The following is a 22078-nucleotide window of genomic DNA, read 5'->3' as shown; positions in this document are numbered from 1 at the left end:
CGGGGACGTACGCGCGTAGGACGGTGGAGCGGGAGGCGGACAGATGGCCGTGAAGGACCGGGACCGGTTCTCCACCGCGACCAGGATCCGGTTGCTCGGCGAGCAGACCGCGGCCCGGGTCTACCGTTCCCAGACCAGGCGCCAGGCCCGCCGCTCGCGGCTGACCGGCCGGGCCGCGCTGCTCGCCCTGGTGATGTGCTCGCTGATCGTGGCCCTGGCCTACCCGATGCGGGAGTACGTCTCGCAGCGCGCCGAGATCGACGACCTGCAGCGCGAGCAGCGGCAGGCCCGTGAGCGCGTCGAACGGCTGCGCGACCTGAAGGCGCGCTGGCAGGACGACGCGTACGCCGAGCAGCAGATCCGGCAGCGGTTGCACTACGTGATGCCGGGGGAGACGGGCTTCATCGTCGTCGACCCGCACGCGGCGAAGCAGTCGCGCACCGACCTGGGGGCGGCCGACCGTCCCTGGTACTCGAACGTCTGGGACGGGGTCGACAAGGCCGACGCCTCCGACCGGTGACCCGAACCCCTGCCAGTGACCCGAAACCAGAGAAAGACAGCCTGAAGACAGTCATGGAAACGCCCCCGCCGACCACCCCGCGCACCGAGCCGACCGACGCCGACGTCGAGGCCTTCAAGCAGCAGCTCGGTCGGCCCCCGCGCGGTCTGCGCGCGATCGCGCACCGCTGCCCGTGCGGACAGCCCGACGTCGTCGAGACGGCCCCGCGGCTGCCGGACGGCACGCCGTTCCCCACGCTATACTACCTGACGTGCCCGAAGGCGAACTCGGCCATCGGCACGCTGGAGGCCAACGGCGTGATGAAGGAGATGACCGAGCGGCTCGGCTCGGACCCGGAGCTGGCCGCGGCCTACCGCGCCGCGCACGAGGACTACATCCGGCGGCGCGACGAGATCGAGGAGCTGAAGAACTTCCCGAGCGCGGGGGGCATGCCGGACCGGGTGAAGTGCCTGCACGTCCTGGTGGCCCACTCGCTGGCCGCGGGGCCGGGGGTGAACCCGCTGGGCGACGAGGCGCTGGCGATGCTGCCGGAGTGGTGGCGCAAGGGCGCCTGTGTGACGACCGCCGAGGAGGACGCACAGTGACCCGTGTCGCCGCCGTGGACTGCGGTACGAACTCCATCCGGCTGCTGGTCGCCGACGCCGACCCGGAAACCGGAGAGCTGACCGACCTGGACCGCCGGATGATGGTCGTGCGGCTCGGGCAGGGTGTCGACCGCACCGGCCGGCTCGCCCCCGAGGCGCTCGAGCGGACCTTCGCGGCGTGCCGCGAGTACGCCGGGATCATCAAGGAGCACGGCGCGGAGCGGCTGCGGTTCGTGGCCACGTCCGCGTCCCGGGACGCCGAGAACCGGGACGAGTTCGTGCGCGGCGTGCTGGACATCCTCGGCGTGGAGCCCGAGGTGATCACCGGGGACCAGGAGGCCGAGTTCTCCTTCACCGGCGCCACCAAGGAGCTCGCCGGGGACGACCGCCTTGCCAAGCCCTATCTGGTCGTGGACATCGGCGGCGGTTCGACCGAGTTCGTCGTGGGCGACGACCACGTCCGGGCGGCCCGCTCGGTGGACGTCGGCTGTGTCCGCATGACCGAGCGGCACCTGGTCCGGGACGGCGTGGTGAGCGACCCGCCGTCCGAGGAGCGGATCGCGGCGATGCGGGCCGACATCGAGGCCGCGCTGGACCTCGCCGAGCAGACCGTTCCGCTGCGCGAGGCGCGCACCCTGGTCGGCCTGGCCGGCTCCGTGACGACGGTGTCGGCGATCGCGCAGGGGCTGCCGGGGTACGACTCGGAGGCCATCCACCACTCCCGCGTGTCCTACGACCGGGTCCGCGAGATCACCGAGTGGCTGCTGCGCTCCACGCACGCCGAGCGGGCGGCCGTGCCCTCCATGCATCCGGGCCGGGTCGACGTGATCGGGGCGGGCGCCCTCGTCCTCCTGGCGATCATGGAGCGGATCGGGGCGCAGGAGGTCGTCGTGAGCGAGCACGACATCCTCGACGGCATCGCGTGGTCGGTGGCGTAGCCCGCTTCTGAGCAGGCATGGACCACGAATGAGCGTGCCCGGGGGGTCCGGACGGACCCCCCGGCGACAGCCCGTCGGAAAAGTTCGTGAAGTTCTTCACAAGGAATTCGGCCCTCCCGGGCGACGAGAAGAACCCCGTTGACCCGTCCGGGGGCTGAACGGCCCTTTGAACATGTTCAGAAGCATGGTATGGAGGTGCCCGGAAGGGCACTCCGGGCGGCGCTCACGGAGTGCCTCACGGAGGCCTCCGCGGCACAGAGAGGCAGCTCACGCGGCATTGACAACGCTCCGCGGTGCACAAAGGAGCCCGGTTGTCACCATGACGTGGATCACGCGGGCCGCGGAGGATAGCACACACCCCACCCAAGCTTGTGAAGGGGCGCACGAGCCACCCCCCTGAGACGGGTGGATACTCGATGCCATGAGCACCACGGAGCGTCCCAGGATCCTCGTAGTAGGCGGTGGGTACGTAGGCCTGTACGCAGCTCGGCGCATCCAGAAGAAGATGCGCTACGGCGAGGCGACCGTCACGGTCGTCGACCCCCGGTCGTACATGACCTACCAGCCCTTCCTCCCCGAAGCCGCCGCCGGCAACATCTCCCCGCGCCACGTCGTCGTCCCGCTGCGACGCGTGCTGCCCAAGGCGGAGGTGCTGACCGGCCGGGTCACCACCATCGACCAGGACCGCAAGGTCGCCACGGTCTCCCCGCTGGTCGGCGAGGCCTACGAGCTGCCCTTCGACTACCTGGTGATCGCGCTCGGCGCGGTCTCCCGCACCTTCCCGATCCCCGGCCTCGCCGAGCAGGGCATCGGCATGAAGGGCGTCGAGGAGGCCATCGGCCTGCGCAACCACGTCCTCGAGCAGCTCGACAAGGCCGACTCCACCACCGACGAGGAGATCCGCCGCAAGGCGCTCACCTTCGTCTTCGTGGGCGGCGGGTTCGCCGGTGCCGAGACCATCGGCGAGGTCGAGGACATGGCCCGCGACGCGGCGCAGTACTACAAGAACGTGTCCCGTGAGGACATGCGCTTCATCCTGGTCGACGCCGCCGACAAGATCCTCCCCGAGGTCGGCCCCAAGCTCGGCAAGTACGGCAAGGAGCACCTCGAGGGCCGCGGCGTCGAGGTCTACCTGTCCACCTCCATGGACTCCTGCGTCGACGGCCACGTGGTGCTGAAGAACGGCCTCGAGGTCGACTCCAACACCATCGTCTGGACCGCCGGCGTCAAGCCCAACCCGGCCCTGGCCCGCTACGGCCTGCCGCTGGGCCCGCGCGGCCACGTCGACTGCGAGCCGACCCTCCAGGTCAAGGGCACCGACTACATCTGGGCCGCCGGCGACAACGCCCAGGTCCCTGACCTCGTCGGCCGCAAGGCGGGCAACGAGAACGCCTGGTGCCCGCCGAACGCCCAGCACGCGCTGCGCCAGGCCAAGGTCCTCGGCGACAACGTGGTCTCCGGCATGCGGGGCTTCCCGCAGAAGGAGTACAGCCACGCCAACAAGGGCGCCGTGGCCGGCCTCGGCCTCCACAAGGGCGTCGCGATGATCGTCATGGGCAAGATGAAGATCAAGCTCAAGGGCCGTCTCGCCTGGTACATGCACCGTGGCTACCACGGTCTGGCGATGCCGACCTGGAACCGCAAGATCCGCGTCTTCGCCGACTGGACCCTCGGCATGTTCCTCAAGCGCGAGGTCGTCTCGCTCGGCGCCATCGAGACGCCGCGCGAGGAGTTCTACGAGGCCGCCAAGCCGGCCCCGGTCGCCGCCGCACCGAAGGAGAAGACCGAGGAGAAGGCCAAGGCCTCCTGACCTCCGTCCGGTCGTCCGTCTGACGAAGGGCCTCCCGCCATCCGTGGTGCGGGAGGCCCTTCGGCGTGCCGGAAGACCCCGTTCGGCGTGCCGGGGTTCCCGTGCTGTCCTCCGGCACGTCAGGGTGCCGCCTCCGGGCGGGCGAAGGGGCGTTTTTGCCCATACATGACGCGTGCCGGGGACTGCGCCGAGGCCCCGCAGGTGTTTACGTGGTGTCGGACATTCCGGGATTCCCTGTCACGGAGGTGTACACCATGGCAGACGCCGCGCCGCGGCTGCAGGGCCTCTTCACACAGTTGCTGGGAGCACCGCTCCCGGTGCGCATCCGCGCCTGGGACGGTTCGCAGTCCGGCCCGCCGGATGCGCCGACCCTGGTCGTACGCAACCGCCGTGCGCTGCGCCGCCTGCTGTGGAAGCCGGGCGAACTGGGCCTGGCCCGCGCCTGGGTGGCGGGGGACCTCGACATCGAGGGCGACCTCTACACGACCCTCGATCTGCTGGCCGGTCTCATCTGGGAGCGCGGCGAGGACGCCCGCACCCTCGTCCAGGCCCTGCGCGCCCCCGAGGTCCGCGCCGCCGTCCGCGGACTGGTCAAGCTCGCCGGACCGCCGCCGCTGCCGCCTGCCCCGCCCCGCGAGGAGACCCGCAGCCCCCGCCGTCATCTGCACACCAAGCGCACCGACCGCCGCGCCATCAGCCACCACTACGACGTCGGCAACGACTTCTACGAGATCGTCCTCGGCCCGTCGATGGTGTACTCCTGCGCCTACTGGCCCACCCCGGACAGCACCCTCGAACAGGCCCAGCGGGACAAGCTCGAACTCGTCTGCCGCAAGCTCGGCCTGAGACCCGGCGGACGGCTGCTGGACGTCGGCTGCGGCTGGGGCTCCATGGCCGTCCACGCCGCCCGCGAGCACGGCGTGAGCGTCGTCGGCGTCACGCTCTCCCAGGAGCAGGCCGCCTACGCCCGCAAGCGCGTCGCCGACGAGGGCCTCACCGACAAGGTCGAGATCCGCGTCCAGGACTACCGCGACGTCCGGGACGGGCCCTACGACGCCGTCTCCTCCATCGGCATGGCCGAACACGTCGGCGCCGACCGGTACCTGGAGTACGCAGCCGACCTGTACGGCCTGCTCAAGCCCGGCGGCCGGCTGCTGAACCACCAAATCGCCCGCCGCCCGCAGCGCGACGAGTCGACCTACAGCGTCGACGCCTTCATCGACTCCTACGTCTTCCCCGACGGCGAACTCCAGCCGATCGGCGCGACTGTCGCCCTGCTGGAGCGCGCCGGGTTCGAGGTGCGCGACGTCGAGGCGATCCGCGAGCACTACGCCCTCACGCTGCGCCGGTGGGTGTCCCGCCTGGAAGCCGACTGGGAGCGTGCCGTGCGGCTGACCACCCCCGGGCGCGCCCGCGTGTGGCGCCTGTACATGGCGGCCTCCGCCCTGGCCTTCGAACGCAACCGCATCGGCGTCAACCAGGTCCTGGCCGTCCGCGTCCCGGACTCGGGCGCCTCCGGGATGCCGCTGCGGGCCCGCACCTGGATCGCGCCCGGACAGGACTGAGCGGCGTACGAACGGAAGGGCCGGGCCCCCGTGACGGGGAACCCGGCCCTTCGGCGTGCCGCGGCGCGGCGAGGTCACTCTGCCTTGATCGCGTTCAGCATGTTCAGCCGCGCGGCGTTGCGGGCCGGCCACATCGCGGCCAGCACGCCCACCAGACCGGCCAGCACCAGGAAGATCCCGATCCGGTCCCAGGGCAGGACCAGCGTGTACCCCGGGATCTGGTCCGCGAAGGTCTCGCCGATCGCCCAGCCGAGGAATGCCCCGAGACCGATGCCGACCACTGCGCCGAACACCGAGATGACGACGGCCTCCAGCCGGACCATCCGCTTCACCCGGCGCCGGTCCAGGCCGATGGCGCGGAGCATGCCGATCTCCTGCTGCCGTTCGAAGACCGACATCGCGAGGGTGTTGACCACGCCCAGCACCGCGATGATCAGGGCCATCGCCAGCAGGCCGTACATGATGTTCAGCAGGGTGTTGATGGCGCCGCCGAACTCGTTGCGGATGTCCTGCCGGTCCATGACGGTGATCGCGGGGTTGTCGCCCAGCGCGTCGACGATGACCTGCTCGTTCGCCGCGGACTGGCCGCCGTCGACCTTCACGAAGATCTGCCTGATGGACGGCTTCGTCTCGTGGCGGTCCACGATCTTCCGGTCGACGAGGACGGGGGAGAGGAACTCGCTGTCCTTGTAGACGGCGCCGACCGTCAGCCTGTCCTTCTTGTCGTCGCCGAAGGTGACGGGGACGGTGTCGCCGGTCTTCCAGCCCCTGCTCTTCGCCGTCTTCTCGGCGACCGCGATCCGGCCCTCGGCGAGCGAGTCCACGCTGCCGCTGACGACGTCGACGGTCAGGACCTTCTCGATGTCGCCGGGGGTGACCGCCGAGGCGGAGACGTAATCGTCGCCGTCGGCCTGGAAGTAGGCGTCCTGCTGCGGCGAGACCGCGGACACGCCCTTCGCCTTCTCCAGCGCGGTCAGGGCCGACCGGTCGAGGTCACCGCCGTTGGCCATCGAGACCATGTAGTCGGCCTTGATGTTGTCGGTGGTCATCTTGTCGATGGCCGTGCCGACCGTGATGCCGAGCACCGACAGACCGGTCACCAGCGTCAGTCCGATGGCCAGCGCCGAGGCGGTGGCGCCGGTGCGGCGCGGGTTGCGGACCGCGTTCTGGCCGGCCAGCCTGCCGGCCACCCCGAAGGGGCCGACGAGCAGCGGACGGACGAGCGCGATCACGGGCCGGGACAGCAGCGGAATCAGGACGATCACGCCGATCAGCGCGAAGAAGGCGCCGGCCCCGATGTACATGCGGCCGTCGTCGCCGCCGGCCGAGGCACCCGCCACGATCCCCACCGCACCGATGGCGGTGACGGCCGCACCGATGGAGTTGCGCAGCACCAGCGACTTGGTGGTGGCCACCGCGTGGACACTGTTCATGGCCGCCACCGGCGGGATCTTCGCGGCCCGGCGGCCGGGCAGCCAGGCGGCGAACGTCGTGATCAGCACGCCCACCGCGAACGCCGCGATCACCGGCGTGGCGGACAGGACCAGCGGACCGTCCGGCATCTTCATGTCGAACGCGGCCATGCCGGAGCGGAGTCCGACGGCCAGGCCGATGCCGAGGACGAAGCCGACGGCCGAGGCGACCAGGCCCACCAGCGCGGCCTCGGCGAGCACCGAGCGGGTGATCTGCCTGCGGGACGCGCCGACGGCGCGCATCAGGGCGATCTCCTTGGTGCGCTGGGCGACCAGCATCGTGAACGTGTTGGAGATCAGGAAGATGCCGACGAAGAGCGCGATGCCCGCGAAGCCGAGCAGGACCTGCTTGAGGTTGCCCATGCCCTGTTCGATCTGCTCGGCCTGCTCGTCGGCGAGCGCCCGGCCGGTCTGCGCCTCGGCGTCGTCCGGCAGCAGCGGCTTGACCGCGTCCAGGATCCTCGCGTCGTCGGCGCCGGAGGCGGCGGTGACGGTGACGCTCTCGAAGTAGCCCGGCTTGAGGTACTGCTTCTGGGCGACGGCGGTGTCGAACAGGACGAGGCTGCCGCCGGCGTTGACGGCGCCGTCCTCGGTGGTGAACACACCGCTGAGGGTGTACTCCTTCACCGGGCCGTTGGTCGCGACGCGCACCCGGTCGCCGACCTTGTACTCGCCCTTGGCGGCGGACTCCTCGTCCAGGGCGATCTGGTCGTCCTTCACCGGGCCGGAGCCGTCGGTGAACGTGTAGGCGGTGTCCTTGCCGTCCTTGCCGGGGGCGAAGTTGGAGCCCTTGTTGGACCAGCCGACACCGATCAGCTTCCCGTCGGGGTCGGCGACCCCGGCGAAGCCCTCGACACGGCCGTACACCCCTGCCACGCCGTCCACGGCGGAGATCCTGTCGAGGACCTTGCCGGACAGGCCCGGCTCCTGCTCGGGGTTGTCGGGGTCGGCGTACGAGGAGACGGAGACGGCGACGTCGTCGTAGCTCTTCGCCGACTGGTTGCGGAAGGCGTTGGAGAGGGTGTCGGCGAAGACCAGGGTGCCGGAGACGAACGCGACGCCGAGCATCACGGCGAGTACGGTCATCAGGAGCCGGGCCTTGTGTGCGAGCACATTGCGCAAGGCGGTACGGAACATGGGTTCTTCTTCTCAGTCCTGTCGGTCCTGACGGGGGATCAGCTGGTGCGGCCCTTGGCGTCGAACGCCTTCATGCGGTCGAGCACGGAGTCGGCCGTCGGCCCGTGCATCTCGTCGACGATCCGGCCGTCCGCCAGGAAGATCACCCGGTCCGCGTAGGCGGCGGCCACCGGGTCGTGCGTCACCATGACCACCGTCTGGCCCATCTCCCGCACGGAGTTGCGCAGGAAGCCCAGCACCTCGGCGCCCGAGCGCGAGTCGAGGTTTCCGGTGGGTTCGTCACCGAAGATGATCTCGGGCCGGGAGGCCAGCGCCCGGGCCACCGCGACGCGCTGCTGCTGACCGCCGGACAGCTGGGACGGCCGGTGACCGAGCCGGTCCGCCAGGCCGACCATGCGGATGACGGAGTCCAGCCACTCCTTGTCCGGCTTGCGCCCGGCGATGTCCATCGGAAGGGTGATGTTCTCCAGGGCCGTGAGGGTCGGCAGCAGGTTGAACGCCTGGAAGATGAAGCCGATCTTGTCCCGGCGCAGCTTGGTCAGCTGCTTGTCCTTCAGCGAGCCGAGCTCGGTGTCGCCGATGCGCACCGACCCGGAGGAGAAGGTGTCGAGGCCGGCCACGCAGTGCATCAGGGTGGACTTGCCGGAGCCGGACGGGCCCATGATCGCGGTGAACTCGGCCTGCCGGAAGTCGACGGAGACGCGGTCCAGGGCGACCACCTGGGTCTCACCCTGCCCGTAGATCTTCGACAGATCCGTGGCGCGCGCGGCCGCTGCGGTGGCCCGGTCGGTGAGGGAGGCGGTGGTCACGGGATGACTCTCCTGTCGGACGGCTGTGTGAGGGGGAAGGACGTGTTCCATCGTCCGTGTCCCTCGCCGCCGTGTAGTCACCCGTTGTTCCGGTTCCGAAGGCCGACTGCAGGCTGACCGCGTGGGGCCGTGTCATACCTGGGGATGACGAACACCCCTGAGAGGCCCCGCTGTCGGGAACGCATGCGTCCGGGTGTCGAGAACAGGTGGAGTGCCCTTGTTCGGGCGGTGAAATTCCGTCATTCCGCATACGCGGCCGACCGCCGCACGCAAGGCTATTGGCAAGTGCGGATGGCGCGTTCCGTGTGCTGATGCACCCTCAGACGTCAATAAAATAAGACAACATCGGTCCACGCTGCCGCTGTTCGGGGGACCCGTCCGGATAGTCTCGGAACCTCGATGCGGAGCCCACGGCCTGCCCGGATGGTGGAATGCAGACACGGCGAGCTTAAACCTCGCTGCCCCTTCGCGGGCGTGCCGGTTCGAGTCCGGCTCCGGGCACCATCCGATCCCTGTGTGGTCCATTGAAGAGTTCACGGCGTGCCCGTTGACAGCGGCTCCGTGTCGTCGGAGACTCACACGCACATGGTGAAAGAAATTTCACCTGACGAACGTGGATGAGAAGAGGTCGTCCGATGCGCACCACCGTCGGCATCATCGGAGCGGGCCCCGCCGGCCTCCTCCTCGCCCGGCTGCTCCACGACGCCGGCATCGACTCGGTCGTCCTGGAGAGCCGCGACCGCTCCTACGTCGAACGGCGGCAGCGCGCCGGGATCCTGGAGCAGGGCACGGCGGACGTGCTGCGGGCGGCCGGCGCCGGGGAGCGCATGGACCGCGAGGGCCTGCGCCACGACGGCATCGAGCTCCGCTTCGACCGCAGGCGTCACCGCGTCGACTTCCCCGCCCTCACCGGCGGGCGGTCCGTGACGGTCTACGCCCAGACTGAGGTCTGCAAGGACCTCATCGCCCTCCAGCTGCGCGAGGGCGGACCGCTGCTCTTTGAGGCCGAAGCGCTGGCCGTGGAGGACGCCGGCACCGAGGCCCCGCGGATCCGCTTCCGGCACGAGGGCCGCGAGGACGTCCTGGAGTGCTCCTACGTCGTCGGCTGCGACGGCTTCTGGGGTGTGGCCCGCAAGGCGATCCCCGCCGGACTGACCCGGGTCTTCGAGCGGACGTACCCCTTCGGGTGGCTCGGCATCCTCGCCGACGTGCCGCCCTCCCACGACGAGCTCGTCTACGCCCGCCACGACCGCGGCTTCGCCCTGCTCTCCATGCGCTCACCGGCCGTCTCCCGCCTCTACCTCCAGGTGCCCGACGGCACCGACGCCGGGGCGTGGGGCGACGAGGAGATCTGGGACGAGCTGGAACGCCGGTTCGAGACCGCCGACGACTGGCGCCTGGAGCGCGGCCCGATCACCCAGAAATCGGTCACGCCCATGCGCTCCTACGTCCACGAGCCCATGCGGCACGGCCGCCTCTTCCTGGCCGGCGACGCGGCGCACATCGTCCCGCCGACCGGCGCCAAGGGCCTGAACCTCGCCGTGGGCGACGTCGTGACCTTCGCGCGGGCCCTGGTCCACCGGCAGCGGACCGGATCCCCGGACCTGCTCGACGCCTACTCCGCGACCTGCCTGCGCCGGGTCTGGCAGGCCGAACGGTTCTCCTGCGACATGACGACCCTGCTGCACCGCGCACCCGGCGCGACGCCCTTCGAGGACCGGCTCCAGCTCGCCCGGCTGGAGCGGATCGCGACCTCCCGCGCCGCCGAGGCGGACCTGGCGGAGGCGTACACGGGCTTCCCCTTCGGCTGAGCCCGCGGACGACAACCCCCTCGGGTGAACGGATGACCTTCCTCCGGTGAGGGGATGACCCCCTCCGGTGAGGGGAATCACCAAGCCACGTAGCGTGTTGCGCAGCATGACGAGGGAAAGATCCTCCCCAAGCAGTAGGGTCATTCCTTTGCCTACCTATTACTCTTGAGCCAAGGCCGCGCCTGGTGGCCATGGAGGAGTGAAATGAGGAGCAGAAACCCGGTCTTCTCGCGACGGGGGTTCAGCCGCGACAACGGCTACGCGGGCTTCAACACCGCGCCGCAGGCCGGGGGTCCCGCTGTCGCCACCCAGGGCAACCCGTACGCCCAGCCGACGGGCAACCCGTACGCGCAGAACCCGTACGCGCAGAACCCTTACGCCCAGCAGCAGGACCTGCAGTACGGCGCGCCGCCGCAGGCCCCGGCCACCACCGGCCGGATGACCATCGACGACGTCGTCCTGCGCACGGCGAGCACGCTCGGCGTGCTCATCCTCACCGCGGCGCTCTCCTGGGCCCTGCTGCCGGTCGACGACGCCAACATCAGCCGTAGCTACGGCATCGGTATCGGCGCCGCCCTGATCGGCATGGTCCTGGCGTTCGTGCAGTCCTTCAAGCGCAAGGCCTCGCCGGCGCTGATCCTGACGTACGCCGCGTTCGAGGGTGTCTTCCTCGGCGTCGTCTCCAACATCGTCGACAGCCGCATCGCCGACGGTGCGGCCATGCAGGCCGTGATCGGCACCATGGCGGTCTTCGCCGGTGTGCTGATCGCGTACAAGGCCGGCTGGATCCGCGTCAACCGCCGCTTCTACGGCTTCGTGATGGCCGCCGCGCTCGGCTTCATCCTGCTGATGACCGTGAACCTGCTGTTCGCGGTGTTCGGCGGCGGTGACGGCCTCGGCTTCCGCAGCGGTGCCCTCGGCGTCGTCTTCGGCGTCATCGGCATCATCCTCGGCGCCTGCTTCCTCGCCCTGGACTTCAAGCAGGTCGAGGACGGCATCGCCTACGGCGCCCCGCGCGAGGAGGCCTGGCTCGCGGCCTTCGGCCTCACGCTGACGCTGGTGTGGATCTACATGGAGTTCCTGAGGATCCTCTCGATCCTCAACAGCAGCGACTAGTCCTCGACGGTCGTAGCGCGAAGGGCCCCGGCTTCGGCCGGGGCCCTTCGTCGTCGAGGGAGGATGCGCGCCTAGACCAGTTTGCGCGCGGCCCTCCTCAGGTCGTACTCGTGGACGATCGCCTTGGCGTGGCCGTAAGCGAGATTGTGTTCGTGCCGGAGCCAGCTGACCTTTTCCTCGAAGCGGAAGAGCGCCGGGCCTTCGTCGACGGTGCGCAACCAGTCGGAGATCTCACGACCGGTGCAGTGCGGGATGCGGGCGAGCATGTTGCGATGGGTCTCTTCGGAGAAGACTTGGGACATCGGCGCCTCCGGACGCTGGGATGTAAGCCGGTCCTTGAGGTCACGGTGCCTGAGTGTTCGCCCGTTGGCAACAGTCCCGGTGCGACGCGTACGCTCGCGGAGTGGTTGATACGACGCCTCTGAGCCGTGCGGTGGAGCACTTCGCCGATCGATTGAGGGCCGCGCCCCAGAGCCGGTTGCAGCGGGGTGCTGCCGCCGAGGCCCTGGAGCTGGCCCGGGAGTTGGCCCGGAGGTCGCAGGCCCTCGAGGGCGTGGAGCCCCGGGAGATGCCGGATGCGGGGATGTTTGCGGCAGCAGATCAGATCACCGTGGCCGGGCATGATCTGGCCGTTGTGCTTTCCGGCGATGCCGACGTCGCCGAAGCGGTGGCCTTGGTGGAGGAAGCGCAGAAGCGGGCGGGTGTCTGAGATCCGTTCGCGGGTGCGGGCCGTGATCGGCTGCTCGCGCTTTCCCGTGCCCCTGACGGGGCGCTCCCCTGCGGGGCGCTTCCCTACAGGGACGCGATGACCCTGTCCGCCAGGATGTAGACGTTCTCCTCGCCGCATTCGAACGTGAGGGTGTACGCGCCCGAGATGCCGGAGCCGCCCAGGAGGAACGGGGTCGCGCCTGCGCGGAGGGCCGCGGCGAGGTGCTCCGCCGTCTCCCGGTGGCCCGGGGTCATGCACAGGGTCGTGCCGTCGGCGAAGACGTAGACGTCCAGGGTGCCCAGCGGGCCGGGGCGGACGTCGGTCAGCTCCACGCGGGCGGAGGCCAGCTCCTCCAGGGTGGCGACGGTGCGCTCATGGTCGTTCACGACCGGCGACTGGGCAGGCACGAAGTCCGGGTGTGAGGGGTGGCGACGGCGGGCCGCGGCCAGCTCCGGGGACTCGCCGAGCGGCTCCTCCGTGTCCGCGCCGTGCTCGGACACCGGCTCCAGACCCGCGAAATCGGCCTGCCGGGGCAGGAACAGATCGTGGTCGGGCAGGCCCAGCATCGGGGGCGCGTCCGAGGCGTCACGGGCCTCCTGGGCGGCCCAGAACGCCCGCGCCTCGGCCAGTTCGCGCTCCCGCTCCTCCGCGAGAGCCGCCGCCACGGCGGCACGTATCTCGTCGGTGTCGGCAGTGGTGCGGGCGGCGGGCAGCAGCGCACGGGTGGTGGCGGCGCGGCTCTCGGCCAGCGCGGTGTGCAAGGCCGCGACCTGTCGGCGCAGCTGCAGGACGGTGCGCAGGACGGCGACGCCCACGGCGCCCGTGGCGGCCGTGGTGACCAGCAACGCGATCGGCATGGCGCTCACTGACGTACTCCCGGTTCAAAGTCGACCCCCGACTTCCTACATCAGCTTGAAGGGCGGACTAACCAGCTGTCAGTGCGTAACGTCACGAAACGGACAGGGCTTCGGTGTCGGGGAAGGGGGTGTGGCTACTGTGACCTGCTGTTCTTCCCTGGCGCAGGGATATAGGTCACATCCTGGGGGAGATTGGATCACAAAACAGCCCAGAACCCTGGTGTTTCCAGGGTTCCGGGCCGGGAGCTCACAGCGGGTGCTATGGCGGCTACGGCGTGCCGTTCAGCTGAGGCGCTCGATGACCATGGCCATGCCCTGGCCGCCGCCGACGCACATCGTCTCCAGACCGAACTGCTTGTCGTGGAACTGGAGGGAGTTGATGAGGGTGGTGGTGATGCGGGCGCCGGTCATGCCGAAGGGGTGGCCGACGGCGATGGCGCCGCCGTTGACGTTCAGCTTCTCCAGCGGGATGCCCAGGTCGCGGTAGGAGGGGATCACCTGCGCGGCGAACGCCTCGTTGATCTCGACCAGGTCGATGTCGTCGATGGTCAGGCCGGCGCGCTTCAGCGCCTGGTTGCTCGCCTCGACCGGGCCGAGGCCCATGATCTCGGGGGAGAGGCCGGAGACTCCCGTCGACACGATGCGGGCGAGCGGGGTGAGACCGAGCTCGCGGGCCTTGGTGTCGGACATGATCACGAGGGCGGCGGCGCCGTCGTTCAGCGGGCAGCAGTTGGCGGCCGTGACCATGCCGTCGGGGCGGAACACCGGCTTGAGGCCCTGCACGCCCTCCAGGGTGACGCCGGCGCGGGGGCCGTCGTCCTTGGAGACGACCGTGCCGTCGGGCAGGGTCACCGGGGTGATCTCGCGCTCCCAGAAGCCGTTCTTGATGGCTTCCTCGGCGAGGTTCTGCGAGCGGACACCGAACTCGTCCATGTCCTGGCGGGTGACGCCCTTGGCGCGGGCCAGGTTCTCGGCGGTCTGGCCCATCGCGATGTACGGGTCGGGCAGCAGGCCGTCCTCGCGCGGGTCGTGCCAGGTCGAGCCCTCGGACTCGGCGACCGCGGCGGTACGGGCCTCGGCGTCGGCGAACAGCGGGTTGTGCGTGTCCGGGAGGCTGTCGGAGTTGCCCTTGACGTACCGGGAGACCGTCTCGACGCCGGCCGAGATGAAGACGTCGCCCTCACCGGCCTTGATGGCGTGCAGGGCCATCCGGGAGGTCTGCAGGGAGGAGGAGCAGTACCGGGTGATGGTGCAGCCCGGCAGGTGGTCCATGCCCATCTGCACGGCGACGACGCGGCCGAGGTTGTGGCCCTGCTCGCCGCCGGGCAGGCCGCAGCCGAGCATCAGGTCGTCGATGTCCCTCGGGTCCAGCCCGGGAACCTTGGCCAGTGCGGCCTGGATGATCGTGGCGGTCAGGTCGTCCGGTCGCACGTCCTTCAGGGAGCCCTTGAAGGCGCGGCCGATGGGGGAGCGGGCGGCTGAGACGATCACGGCTTCGGGCATCACGGCTCCATTGGCGTACCGGGTGGTCTGGCAGGGCTGACTGGGAAGTTACCCGTACGTATGGGCTGGGTCACGGGTGTCACGGTGTGACCCTGACCGCAGTTTCCAAGCGCTTGCTTTTCCCTGCTCCACGCTCACCCCTCTGCACGCTCCTCCGCACGCTCCTCAGCTCGAAGGGGTCGCGGGTGCCGGCTCCTGCTCGGGTACCCGCCGGCGCCGCCGGCGCTTCAGCAGGGCCCAGGGGCCGCGCGGTCCGCTCGGCATCGCCGCCGCGACCTCCGTGCCCGCCTCCGAGGCGGCCTCCGCCGCGGCACGCGCCACCGGCAGGAAGCCCTCGCGGCGGGAGGCGTCCGGGCGCTCCTCCTCGGCGGGCCACAGGCCCAGGGAGGCGCAGACGGTCGGCAGGACCGCCATCGCCGCCGTCGCGTAGCCCTCAGCGGAGGGGTGGTAGCTGTCCGGGCCGAACAGCTCGCGCGGGTTCTCGGCGAACTCGGGGCCCAGCAGGTCGCCCAGGGACACGGTGCGGCCGCCCTGTTCGACGACTCCGATCGTCTGGGCGGCCGCCAGCTGGCGTGAGGCCCGCCGGGCCAGCCAGCGCAACGGCTGCCGCACCGGCTCGATCGTGCCCAGGTCGGGGCAGGTGCCGACCACGACCTCCGCACCGGCCGTGCGCAGCCGCCGGACCGCCGAGGACAGACAGCGCACCGAGCGGGTCGCCGGCATGCGGTGGGTGACGTCGTTCGCCCCGACCATGATCACGCAGATGTCGGGCACGGGGCCGCGATCGGCCAGCACCAGGGCCACCTGCCGGTCCAGATCGTCCGAGCAGGCCCCCGGTGTCGCCACCGTGCGCAGCTCCACCGGACGTTCCGCCAGCGCCGCGAGCCCCGACGCCAGGAGCGCTCCCGGCGTCTGCCCGCCCCGGTGCACGCCCTGGCCCGCGGCCGTGGAGTCACCCAGCATCGTCAGCCTCAGCGGTACCCCGCCCGGACCGGCGTACGTACGGCCGTACAGCCCGTCCGCGTGCGGCACTCGGGGAGACGTGCCGTTGCCCACCCGGCGCCGCGCCAGCTGCACCTCGGCCAGCACCAGCCCCAGTGCGGCCGCCCCGGCCAGACCGACCCCGCCGCCGCCATAAGCCGCGCCGGCCGCGATCCGCCGGGCCACCCTCGCCCTCGACATGCTCGTCATGCGTCGCCGCCACCTCCTCGAACCCGTACACCCAGTGCTTGCCCCGTACAGCCCGTCGTCCAATCGCAACCGGGAGTGAACGACCGTCACGGACCACGGCGAGGTCATAGGCTGGCGGCACCATCAGGATCACTTCTTTGCGGCATCCGGAGACAACGGTGCAATTCCACGACTCGATGATCAGCCTCGTCGGCAACACCCCGCTGGTGAAGCTCAACAGCGTGACCAAAGGCATCAGGGCGACCGTCCTGGCCAAGGTGGAGTACTTCAACCCCGGCGGTTCGGTGAAGGACCGCATCGCCCTGCGCATGATCGAGGCGGCGGAGGAGAGCGGCGCGCTCAAGCCCGGCGGCACGATCGTCGAGCCGACCAGCGGCAACACCGGCGTCGGGCTCGCCATCGTGGCGCAGCAGAAGGGGTACAAGTGCATCTTCGTGTGCCCCGACAAGGTGAGCACCGACAAGATCAACGTGCTGCGCGCCTACGGTGCCGAGGTCGTCGTCTGCCCGACGGCCGTCGACCCCGAGCACCCGGACTCGTACTACAACGTCTCCGACCGGCTGGTCCGTGAGACCCCGGGCGCCTGGAAGCCAGACCAGTACTCGAACCCCAACAACCCGCTCTCCCACTACCACTCGACCGGTCCGGAGCTGTGGGAGCAGACGGAGGGGAAGATCACCCACTTCGTGGCGGGCGTGGGCACCGGCGGCACCATCTCCGGGACCGGCCGCTACCTCAAGGAGATCAGCGGTGGCTCCGTGAAGGTCGTCGGCGCGGACCCCGAGGGCTCCGTCTACTCCGGCGGCTCCGGCCGGCCCTACCTCGTCGAGGGCGTCGGTGAGGACTTCTGGCCGACCGCCTACGACCGGACCGTCGCGGACGAGATCGTCGCCGTGTCCGACAAGGACTCCTTCCAGATGACCCGCCGTCTCGCCAAGGAGGAGGGCCTGCTGGTCGGCGGCTCCTGCGGCATGGCGGTCGTCGCCGCGCTGGAGGTCGCCGAGCGGCTCGGCCCGGACGACGTCGTGGTGGTCCTGCTGCCGGACAGCGGCCGCGGCTACCTCAGCAAGATCTTCAACGACGAGTGGATGGCCGACTACGGCTTCCTGGAGGACACCGGCCCGAGCGCCCGCGTCGGCGACGTCCTGAACGACAAGGAGGGCGACCGCATGCCCTCCCTCGTCCACATGCACCCGGAGGAGACGGTCGGTCAGGCCATCGAGGTGCTGCGCGAGTACGGCGTCTCGCAGATGCCGGTCGTCAAGCCCGGCGCCGGCCACCCCGACGTGATGGCGGCCGAGGTCGTCGGCTCGGTCGTGGAACGCGAGCTGCTGGACGCGCTGTTCAGCAAGAGCGCTTCGCTCGACGACCCGCTGGAGAAGCACATGTCCGGCCCGCTGCCCCAGGTCGGCTCCGGCGAGCCAGTCGCGGACCTGATGGCCGTGCTGGGCAAGGCGGACGCGGCGATCGTCCTCGTCGAGGGCAAGCCGACCGGTGTGGTCAGCCGGCAGGACCTGCTGTCCTTCCTCGCCCGCACGGGGAAGTGACGGCAGACTCCGGATGAACCGCCCGTGAACGGGGCGCACTTGCGGCTTCCGTGATCTTCGTGGACTTCGCGCAACCGGTACGCGGGTGTCACGTTCGCGCAGCACCCGCTTAACACGCGTCCTGCACATTGGTGGATGTCGGCAGGGGCGGGAGCGGCTCCCCGCCCGGGCCGGCGCCGAACGGCGTCGACGGACCTCCGGAGCGGCTCCCGGACCTCCACGGACGCCACGGACGCGCAAGCCCGGCCCTGACCGGGCCCGCGTCCCTCGCGGGGACCGCCGTCGTCCCGCCCCCCGTTCACGGGGGTGCGGCGGTCCCCGCGCACCCGCCTCACACGGCGTCAGCCCGTCCGGCTCGTCGCCCAGCTCCCCAGCAGCGCCAGGCGCTCCGCCGTCTCCGAACCCGCATCCGGCGTGTACGCCACGATCGTCTGGTCCGGGGCGGCCGGGATCCCGCCGCGGACGGCCGTACGGCCGACATCGTCAACATCTCGTCCATCGCGGCGCACGTCAGCTTCCCGAACTACGCGGTGTACGGCGCGGCCAAGGCAGCCGTCACCTACCTGTCGGAAGCCCTGCGCGGGGAGTTCGGGCCCCGGGACGTCCGGGTCACCAACATCGAGCCCGGCTTCGTCGAGAGCGAGCTGCGCACCCACATCGCCGACGCCGAACTGTCCCGGCAGGTCGAGGGCATGCTGGACGCGGTGGGCGCGCTGTCCGCCGAGGAGCTGGCCGACCTGGTGGCCTACGTGACGAGCCGGCCCCGCCGGGTCAATCTGCGGCAGATCGTCGCGCTGCCCACCCGGCAGGTGTGAGACGGGCGGGGCGGGGGCGCTCAGTCCTCCCAGTCACCGCCGGGGGAGGACGCGCGGCGGCGTCCGAAGAGGTTCGGGTCGGTACGGGCCGCCTGGACGAGGTTGACGCCGACGATGCCCGCCCAGGCGACCAGCATGCCGGGCAGACGGGCCACGCCTCCGCCGATCGCGGACAGCGGCACCGCGAGGACCAGGGAGACGATCCCGAAGCCGAACCGCTCGCCCCAGGAGTCCGTGGCCCGTGGCGCACGCGAGTCCCGGACCGTCTGCGTCTGCTGCTCGGCGAGCTGCCGCCGCACCCGGCGTTCCACCGCGCTGTCGATGCGCTGGTCGACCTTCTCCAGGAACGATTCGACCAGCGCCGACTCGTACTCCTCGCCCAGGTCCCTGCGAGCGTGCAGGGTGGCGTCGAGGTCCCTCTTCAGTTCGGTGTCCCGCGCGTCCATTCCCGTCATGCGCCCCACGGTAGAAAGCGCCGCCGCCGGGCGCACTGGGGCTAGCCCCAGGGTTCGCGTTCCGGGCTCATGGCCTTCTCGGTCTCGGCCGGTGTCTCCGCTCCCGTCTCCCGCTCGATGAACCGGCGCTGCTCGGCAGGCAGTTCAGGAGCCTGCTTCGCGGATCACGGACGACACCCTGACATCCCGAGGGAGGTCCGGCATAAAGGAGAATGCGTGAAAAGGGCCACGGATCCCGGACGGAACGGCCCGCGTTGATCGGTCCTCGTTCGAAGACACCGGTGGATGAATCGCATCTGGCATCACCAGGAAGCGGGGAAAATCCGGGGAACGAGAATCACGCGGATGGTGCATGAATCAACTTCACTGCAGAACGCCATGTGAGGTAGATGGCAAAGAGCCGGTCACGGTTGTCCGACTCCAGCACTATCCGGCCCAACTCCCCCTCCCCCCAGGGTGGTAGACAACACCGCCCTGTGGAGGGATCAAACCGCTGTGCACGCACGGCAGGGTGAATGCGTCCCCGTACGCATCGGCCTAAGGACTCAACGCGCGTGCGTAACAGCCGAATAGCCCTTTTCCTGGCGGTCAGCGCCGTCACTCCGCTGGTCCCCGTGCTCACCCCGGCCACGGCATCCGCCGCGGAGAACCCCCTCCGCCCCTACCTCCAGCAGAAACCGGCCTGGCACCGCTGCGACCGGACGGCGCCCGCCTCCCTTCAGTGCGCCACGATCAAAGTGCCGCTCGACTACGGCAAACCCGGCGCCAAGAGACTCGACCTCGCGATATCCAGGATGAAGACGAGTACCAAAAGGGAGCGGCGCGGCGTGCTTCTCCTCAACCCGGGCGGGCCGGGCGGGCCGGGCGTCGACATGCCGCAGTACATGGCCGGCGAACTGCCGAAGGCCGTGAAGAACAAGTACGACCTCGTGGGCTTCGACCCGCGGGGCATCGGACGGAGTTCACCGGTCGGCTGTGGCCTGACGTCCGGCGAGCGGAACTGGGAACGGCCCTACAAGGCCGAGACGTTCACCAAGGACGTGAAGTGGGCCCGGACCGTCGCCGAGAAGTGCGACAAAAAGCAGGGCGACAAGCTGCGCCACATCACCACCCGCAACACCGCCCGGGACATGGACGTCATTCGCGCCGTGCTCGGCGAGAAGAAGATCTCCTACCTCGGATACTCCTACGGCACCTACCTCGGAGCCGTCTACACGCAGATGTTCCCCAAGCGCACCGACCGCTTCGTGCTGGACAGCGCAGTCGACCCGGCCCGCATCTGGCGCGGGATGATCCAGGTCTGGGCGGAAGGCGCCGAGCCCGCCTTCACCCGCTGGACCGAGTGGACCGCCGCGCGGCACGCCACCTACAAGCTGGGCCGGACTCCGGAGGCGGTACGCACGACCTTCTACGGCCTGGTCGCCCAGGCCGACCGCAAGCCCATCGACCTCGACGGCACGCTGCTGACCGGTGACGACATCCGTCACGGCTTCCGGGGCGTGTTCTTCGGCACGCGCGAAGCCGCCGAAGCGGTCGCCGAGCTGAAGAAGGCCGCCGCCGGAGCACCCTCGTCCGCCGACCGGGAACTCAGGACGCCCGAGCCCGTTGCGCCGTCATTCGGCCGGACGGTGCCCGAGGACAACAGCGACGCCGGCTTCTGGGCCGTCGTCTGCGCCGACACCCGCGCCTGGCCCCGCGATCCCGAGCAGTACCGCAGGGACGCGATCCGGGACAAGGCCAAGTACCCGCTGTACGGGGACTTCGCCTCACACATCAAGCCGTGTGCCTTCTGGAAGAAGAGCGGCAGCGAACCCGCGACCCGGATCGGCAACAAGGTCGGCGCGCTGATCCTCCAGAACGAGTGGGATTCCCAGACGCCGCTGACCAGCGGCCAGGGCCTGCGCCGCGCCATGAAGGGCTCCAAAATGGTCACGGTCGCCGGAGGGGTGGGCCACGGCATCTACGGCAACAAGTCGTGCGCCGACAAGACGGCCACCGCCTACCTGACCACCGGAAAACTCCCCAGGAAGGACCTGACCTGCAAGGCCGCTCCGGCCGCAGACGACCGCAACACCCCCAACCGGCTGCCGCTCCCGACACCCCCCGGCATCCCGGGGATGGCCGGCCACTTCTGATCACAGGAGCCCCCGGCGGGGCCCGGCGGTCGGCGGGCCCGGAGGGACCACGGTGCCGGGGCCACCGTCGGGGCTGCGATCGGAGGCGAGGGGAGCCACGGAAGGGTTGAGCAGGCCGGAGCCACCGGTCCGGCTTGCCGCTCTGCATATGCTCATGCAGAATCCTCAGCTACTGAATAGGCGAGGGGGAGCACGTCATGAGCGTGACCGACAGCCCTGCCGCGCGGCTGCAGGCGCTCTTCGAGGGCCACCGGCTGACGCCGACCCAGCGGCGCATCGCGCACAGCATGGTGCGGCGCGCCGCCGACGTGCCGTTCCTGTCGAGCGTGGAGCTCGCCGAACTGGCCGGGGTCAGCCAGCCGTCCGTGACCCGCTTCGCGGTCGCCCTCGGCTTCGACGGTTACCCCGCCCTGCGCCGCCACCTGCGCGAGGTCGCCCCCGCCGAACCGGCGGAGGAGGCCGGGGTCCACAACGAGTACCAGCAGGCCGTCGAGGCCGAGATCGCGAACCTGCGGCACCTGTCGGAGGCGCTGGCCGACCCCGCGCCCGTGCAGCGCGCGGGACGCCTCCTCGCGGCCTCCCGCCCGCTCCTCGTCCTGGGCCTGCGGGCGGCCGCCGCCCAGGCGCACGGCTTCGCCTACTTCGCCGCCAAGGTCCACTCCGACGTACGGCTGCTCGGCGAGGGCGGCACCATGCTCCAGGACCGCATCGACGCCGCCGTCCGGGCCGGGGCGAGCGCGCTGCTCTGTTTCGCGCTGCCCCGGCACCCCCGCGAGGTCGTCGACACCCTCGGCTACGCCAGAGAGGCCGGGCTGACCGTCGTCACGGTCGCCGACTCCGCCTTCGCACCCGTCGCCAAGGTGTCCGACCTGCTGCTGCCCGCCGCGGTCGGCACCGGCCTCGCCTTCGACACGGCCTGCGCGCCGATGCTGCTCGGCCGGGTCCTGCTGGAGGCCATGTGCGACGACCTGCCCCAGGCGCAGTCCCGTCTGGAGGAGTTCGACGCGAAGGCGGCGGCGCGGGGCCTGTTCGTCGACTGACGGCATGCCGCGCGGCTTCTCAGACTCGTCTCACATTGCGTCGCTAACCTTCGGCTCCCCAAAG

The 22078-nt window shown here is 70.4% G+C and carries 18 protein-coding genes, 1 tRNA gene and 2 pseudogenes; 13 read left to right on the top strand and 8 right to left on the bottom strand.

From position 1 onward, the window contains the following. The first annotated feature begins 43 nt into the window (after positions 1 to 43). The 5 genes from AB0937_RS17525 (at position 44) to AB0937_RS17505 (ending at position 5417) form a co-directional block, all read left to right on the top strand. On the top strand, positions 44 to 520 hold the full coding sequence (locus AB0937_RS17525) for a septum formation initiator family protein (RefSeq protein WP_234846886.1): 477 nt from the start codon (positions 44 to 46) through the stop codon (positions 518 to 520). Between the two features lie 53 nt (positions 521 to 573). After that, the gene (locus AB0937_RS17520; protein ID WP_366712641.1) at positions 574 to 1104 is read left to right on the top strand and encodes a DUF501 domain-containing protein; all 531 of its coding nucleotides are present in this window, start codon (positions 574 to 576) and stop codon (positions 1102 to 1104) included. Next, positions 1101 to 2042, top strand: a complete 942-nt coding sequence (locus AB0937_RS17515; protein ID WP_366712640.1) for a Ppx/GppA phosphatase family protein — start codon at positions 1101 to 1103, stop codon at positions 2040 to 2042. Before AB0937_RS17520 ends, AB0937_RS17515 begins: the two co-directional genes overlap by 4 nt. A 421-nt stretch (positions 2043 to 2463) precedes the next feature. Then, positions 2464 to 3852, top strand: a complete 1389-nt coding sequence (locus AB0937_RS17510) for an NAD(P)/FAD-dependent oxidoreductase (protein ID WP_234846889.1) — start codon at positions 2464 to 2466, stop codon at positions 3850 to 3852. A 254-nt stretch (positions 3853 to 4106) separates the two neighbouring features. After that, positions 4107 to 5417 carry a class I SAM-dependent methyltransferase gene (locus AB0937_RS17505; RefSeq protein WP_366712639.1) on the top strand — a complete coding sequence of 437 codons (1311 nt, stop codon included), beginning with the start codon at positions 4107 to 4109 and terminating at the stop codon, positions 5415 to 5417. 74 nt (positions 5418 to 5491) lie between these two features. Here the strand turns inward: AB0937_RS17505 and AB0937_RS17500 are convergent, their stop codons facing one another. Together AB0937_RS17500 and AB0937_RS17495 are read right to left on the bottom strand one after the other, a co-directional pair. Next, positions 5492 to 8026 (bottom strand): FtsX-like permease family protein, encoded by a 2535-nt coding sequence (locus tag AB0937_RS17500; RefSeq protein ID WP_366712637.1) that lies wholly within the window; start codon positions 8024 to 8026, stop codon positions 5492 to 5494. 38 nt (positions 8027 to 8064) lie between these two features. After that, entirely contained in the window at positions 8065 to 8835 is a 771-nt protein-coding gene (locus AB0937_RS17495; protein WP_366712636.1) for an ABC transporter ATP-binding protein, read from the bottom strand. A gap of 417 nt (positions 8836 to 9252) precedes the next feature. On the opposite strand from AB0937_RS17495, the gene AB0937_RS17490 reads away from it, so the two are divergent. From AB0937_RS17490 to AB0937_RS17480, 3 genes are all read left to right on the top strand, one after another. Then, positions 9253 to 9339 (top strand) — tRNA-Leu (locus AB0937_RS17490). Positions 9340 to 9470: 131 nt separating this feature from the next. Next, positions 9471 to 10646: a 4-hydroxybenzoate 3-monooxygenase gene (locus AB0937_RS17485; protein ID WP_366712634.1), complete on the top strand. Its 1176-nt coding sequence runs from the start codon at positions 9471 to 9473 to the stop codon at positions 10644 to 10646. Between the two features lie 204 nt (positions 10647 to 10850). Then, positions 10851 to 11762, top strand: a complete 912-nt coding sequence (locus tag AB0937_RS17480; RefSeq protein WP_366712632.1) for a Bax inhibitor-1/YccA family protein — start codon at positions 10851 to 10853, stop codon at positions 11760 to 11762. A 71-nt stretch (positions 11763 to 11833) separates the two neighbouring features. Here the strand turns inward: AB0937_RS17480 and AB0937_RS17475 are convergent, their stop codons facing one another. Further along, positions 11834 to 12064, bottom strand: coding sequence for a DUF4287 domain-containing protein (locus tag AB0937_RS17475; RefSeq protein ID WP_234846895.1), 231 nt, complete (start codon positions 12062 to 12064; stop codon positions 11834 to 11836). A gap of 101 nt (positions 12065 to 12165) precedes the next feature. Here AB0937_RS17475 and AB0937_RS17470 point away from each other — a divergent pair, with 101 nt between their 5' ends. Next, complete coding sequence (locus AB0937_RS17470; RefSeq protein WP_366712630.1) at positions 12166 to 12471, top strand: hypothetical protein; 306 nt, start codon at positions 12166 to 12168, stop codon at positions 12469 to 12471. 83 nt (positions 12472 to 12554) lie between these two features. On the opposite strand, the gene AB0937_RS17465 is transcribed toward AB0937_RS17470, so the two are convergent. From AB0937_RS17465 to AB0937_RS17455, 3 genes are all read right to left on the bottom strand, one after another. Beyond that, a complete protein-coding gene (locus AB0937_RS17465; protein WP_366712629.1) occupies positions 12555 to 13337 on the bottom strand; it encodes a hypothetical protein in 783 nt (260 codons plus the stop codon). 273 nt (positions 13338 to 13610) lie between these two features. Continuing rightward, a complete protein-coding gene (locus AB0937_RS17460; RefSeq protein WP_366712627.1) occupies positions 13611 to 14831 on the bottom strand; it encodes an acetyl-CoA C-acetyltransferase in 1221 nt (406 codons plus the stop codon). A 165-nt stretch (positions 14832 to 14996) separates the two neighbouring features. Next, on the bottom strand, positions 14997 to 16022 hold the full coding sequence (locus AB0937_RS17455; protein WP_366712626.1) for an SGNH/GDSL hydrolase family protein: 1026 nt from the start codon (positions 16020 to 16022) through the stop codon (positions 14997 to 14999). 158 nt (positions 16023 to 16180) lie between these two features. Between AB0937_RS17455 and AB0937_RS17450 the strand changes: the two genes are divergently transcribed. Beyond that, entirely contained in the window at positions 16181 to 17569 is a 1389-nt protein-coding gene (locus AB0937_RS17450; protein ID WP_366712625.1) for a cystathionine beta-synthase, read from the top strand. Between the two features lie 341 nt (positions 17570 to 17910). On the opposite strand, the pseudogene AB0937_RS17445 reads toward AB0937_RS17450, so the two are convergent. Then, positions 17911 to 18021: pseudogene (locus AB0937_RS17445) on the bottom strand (transcriptional regulator); the annotation flags it as partial. A gap of 3 nt (positions 18022 to 18024) precedes the next feature. Between AB0937_RS17445 and AB0937_RS17440 the strand changes: the two are divergent. Beyond that, positions 18025 to 18384, top strand: a pseudogene (locus AB0937_RS17440) (SDR family NAD(P)-dependent oxidoreductase); the annotation flags it as partial. 20 nt (positions 18385 to 18404) lie between these two features. Here AB0937_RS17440 and AB0937_RS17435 read toward each other — a convergent pair. Then, complete coding sequence (locus AB0937_RS17435; protein WP_366712839.1) at positions 18405 to 18830, bottom strand: hypothetical protein; 426 nt, start codon at positions 18828 to 18830, stop codon at positions 18405 to 18407. 563 nt (positions 18831 to 19393) lie between these two features. On the opposite strand from AB0937_RS17435, the gene AB0937_RS17430 reads away from it, so the two are divergent. Beyond that, positions 19394 to 20974 (top strand): alpha/beta hydrolase, encoded by a 1581-nt coding sequence (locus AB0937_RS17430; protein ID WP_366712624.1) that lies wholly within the window; start codon positions 19394 to 19396, stop codon positions 20972 to 20974. A 197-nt stretch (positions 20975 to 21171) separates the two neighbouring features. Further along, on the top strand, positions 21172 to 22014 hold the full coding sequence (locus AB0937_RS17425) for a MurR/RpiR family transcriptional regulator (protein ID WP_366712623.1): 843 nt from the start codon (positions 21172 to 21174) through the stop codon (positions 22012 to 22014). Positions 22015 to 22078 lie beyond the last annotated feature (64 nt).

It is taken from the genome of Streptomyces sp. NPDC047880 (assembly GCF_040706515.1).
Taxonomy (GTDB): Bacteria; Actinomycetota; Actinomycetes; order Streptomycetales; family Streptomycetaceae; genus Streptomyces.
The sequence above is the reverse complement of the archived record's forward strand: the minus strand, read 5'-3'. Positions and strand labels throughout refer to the sequence as shown.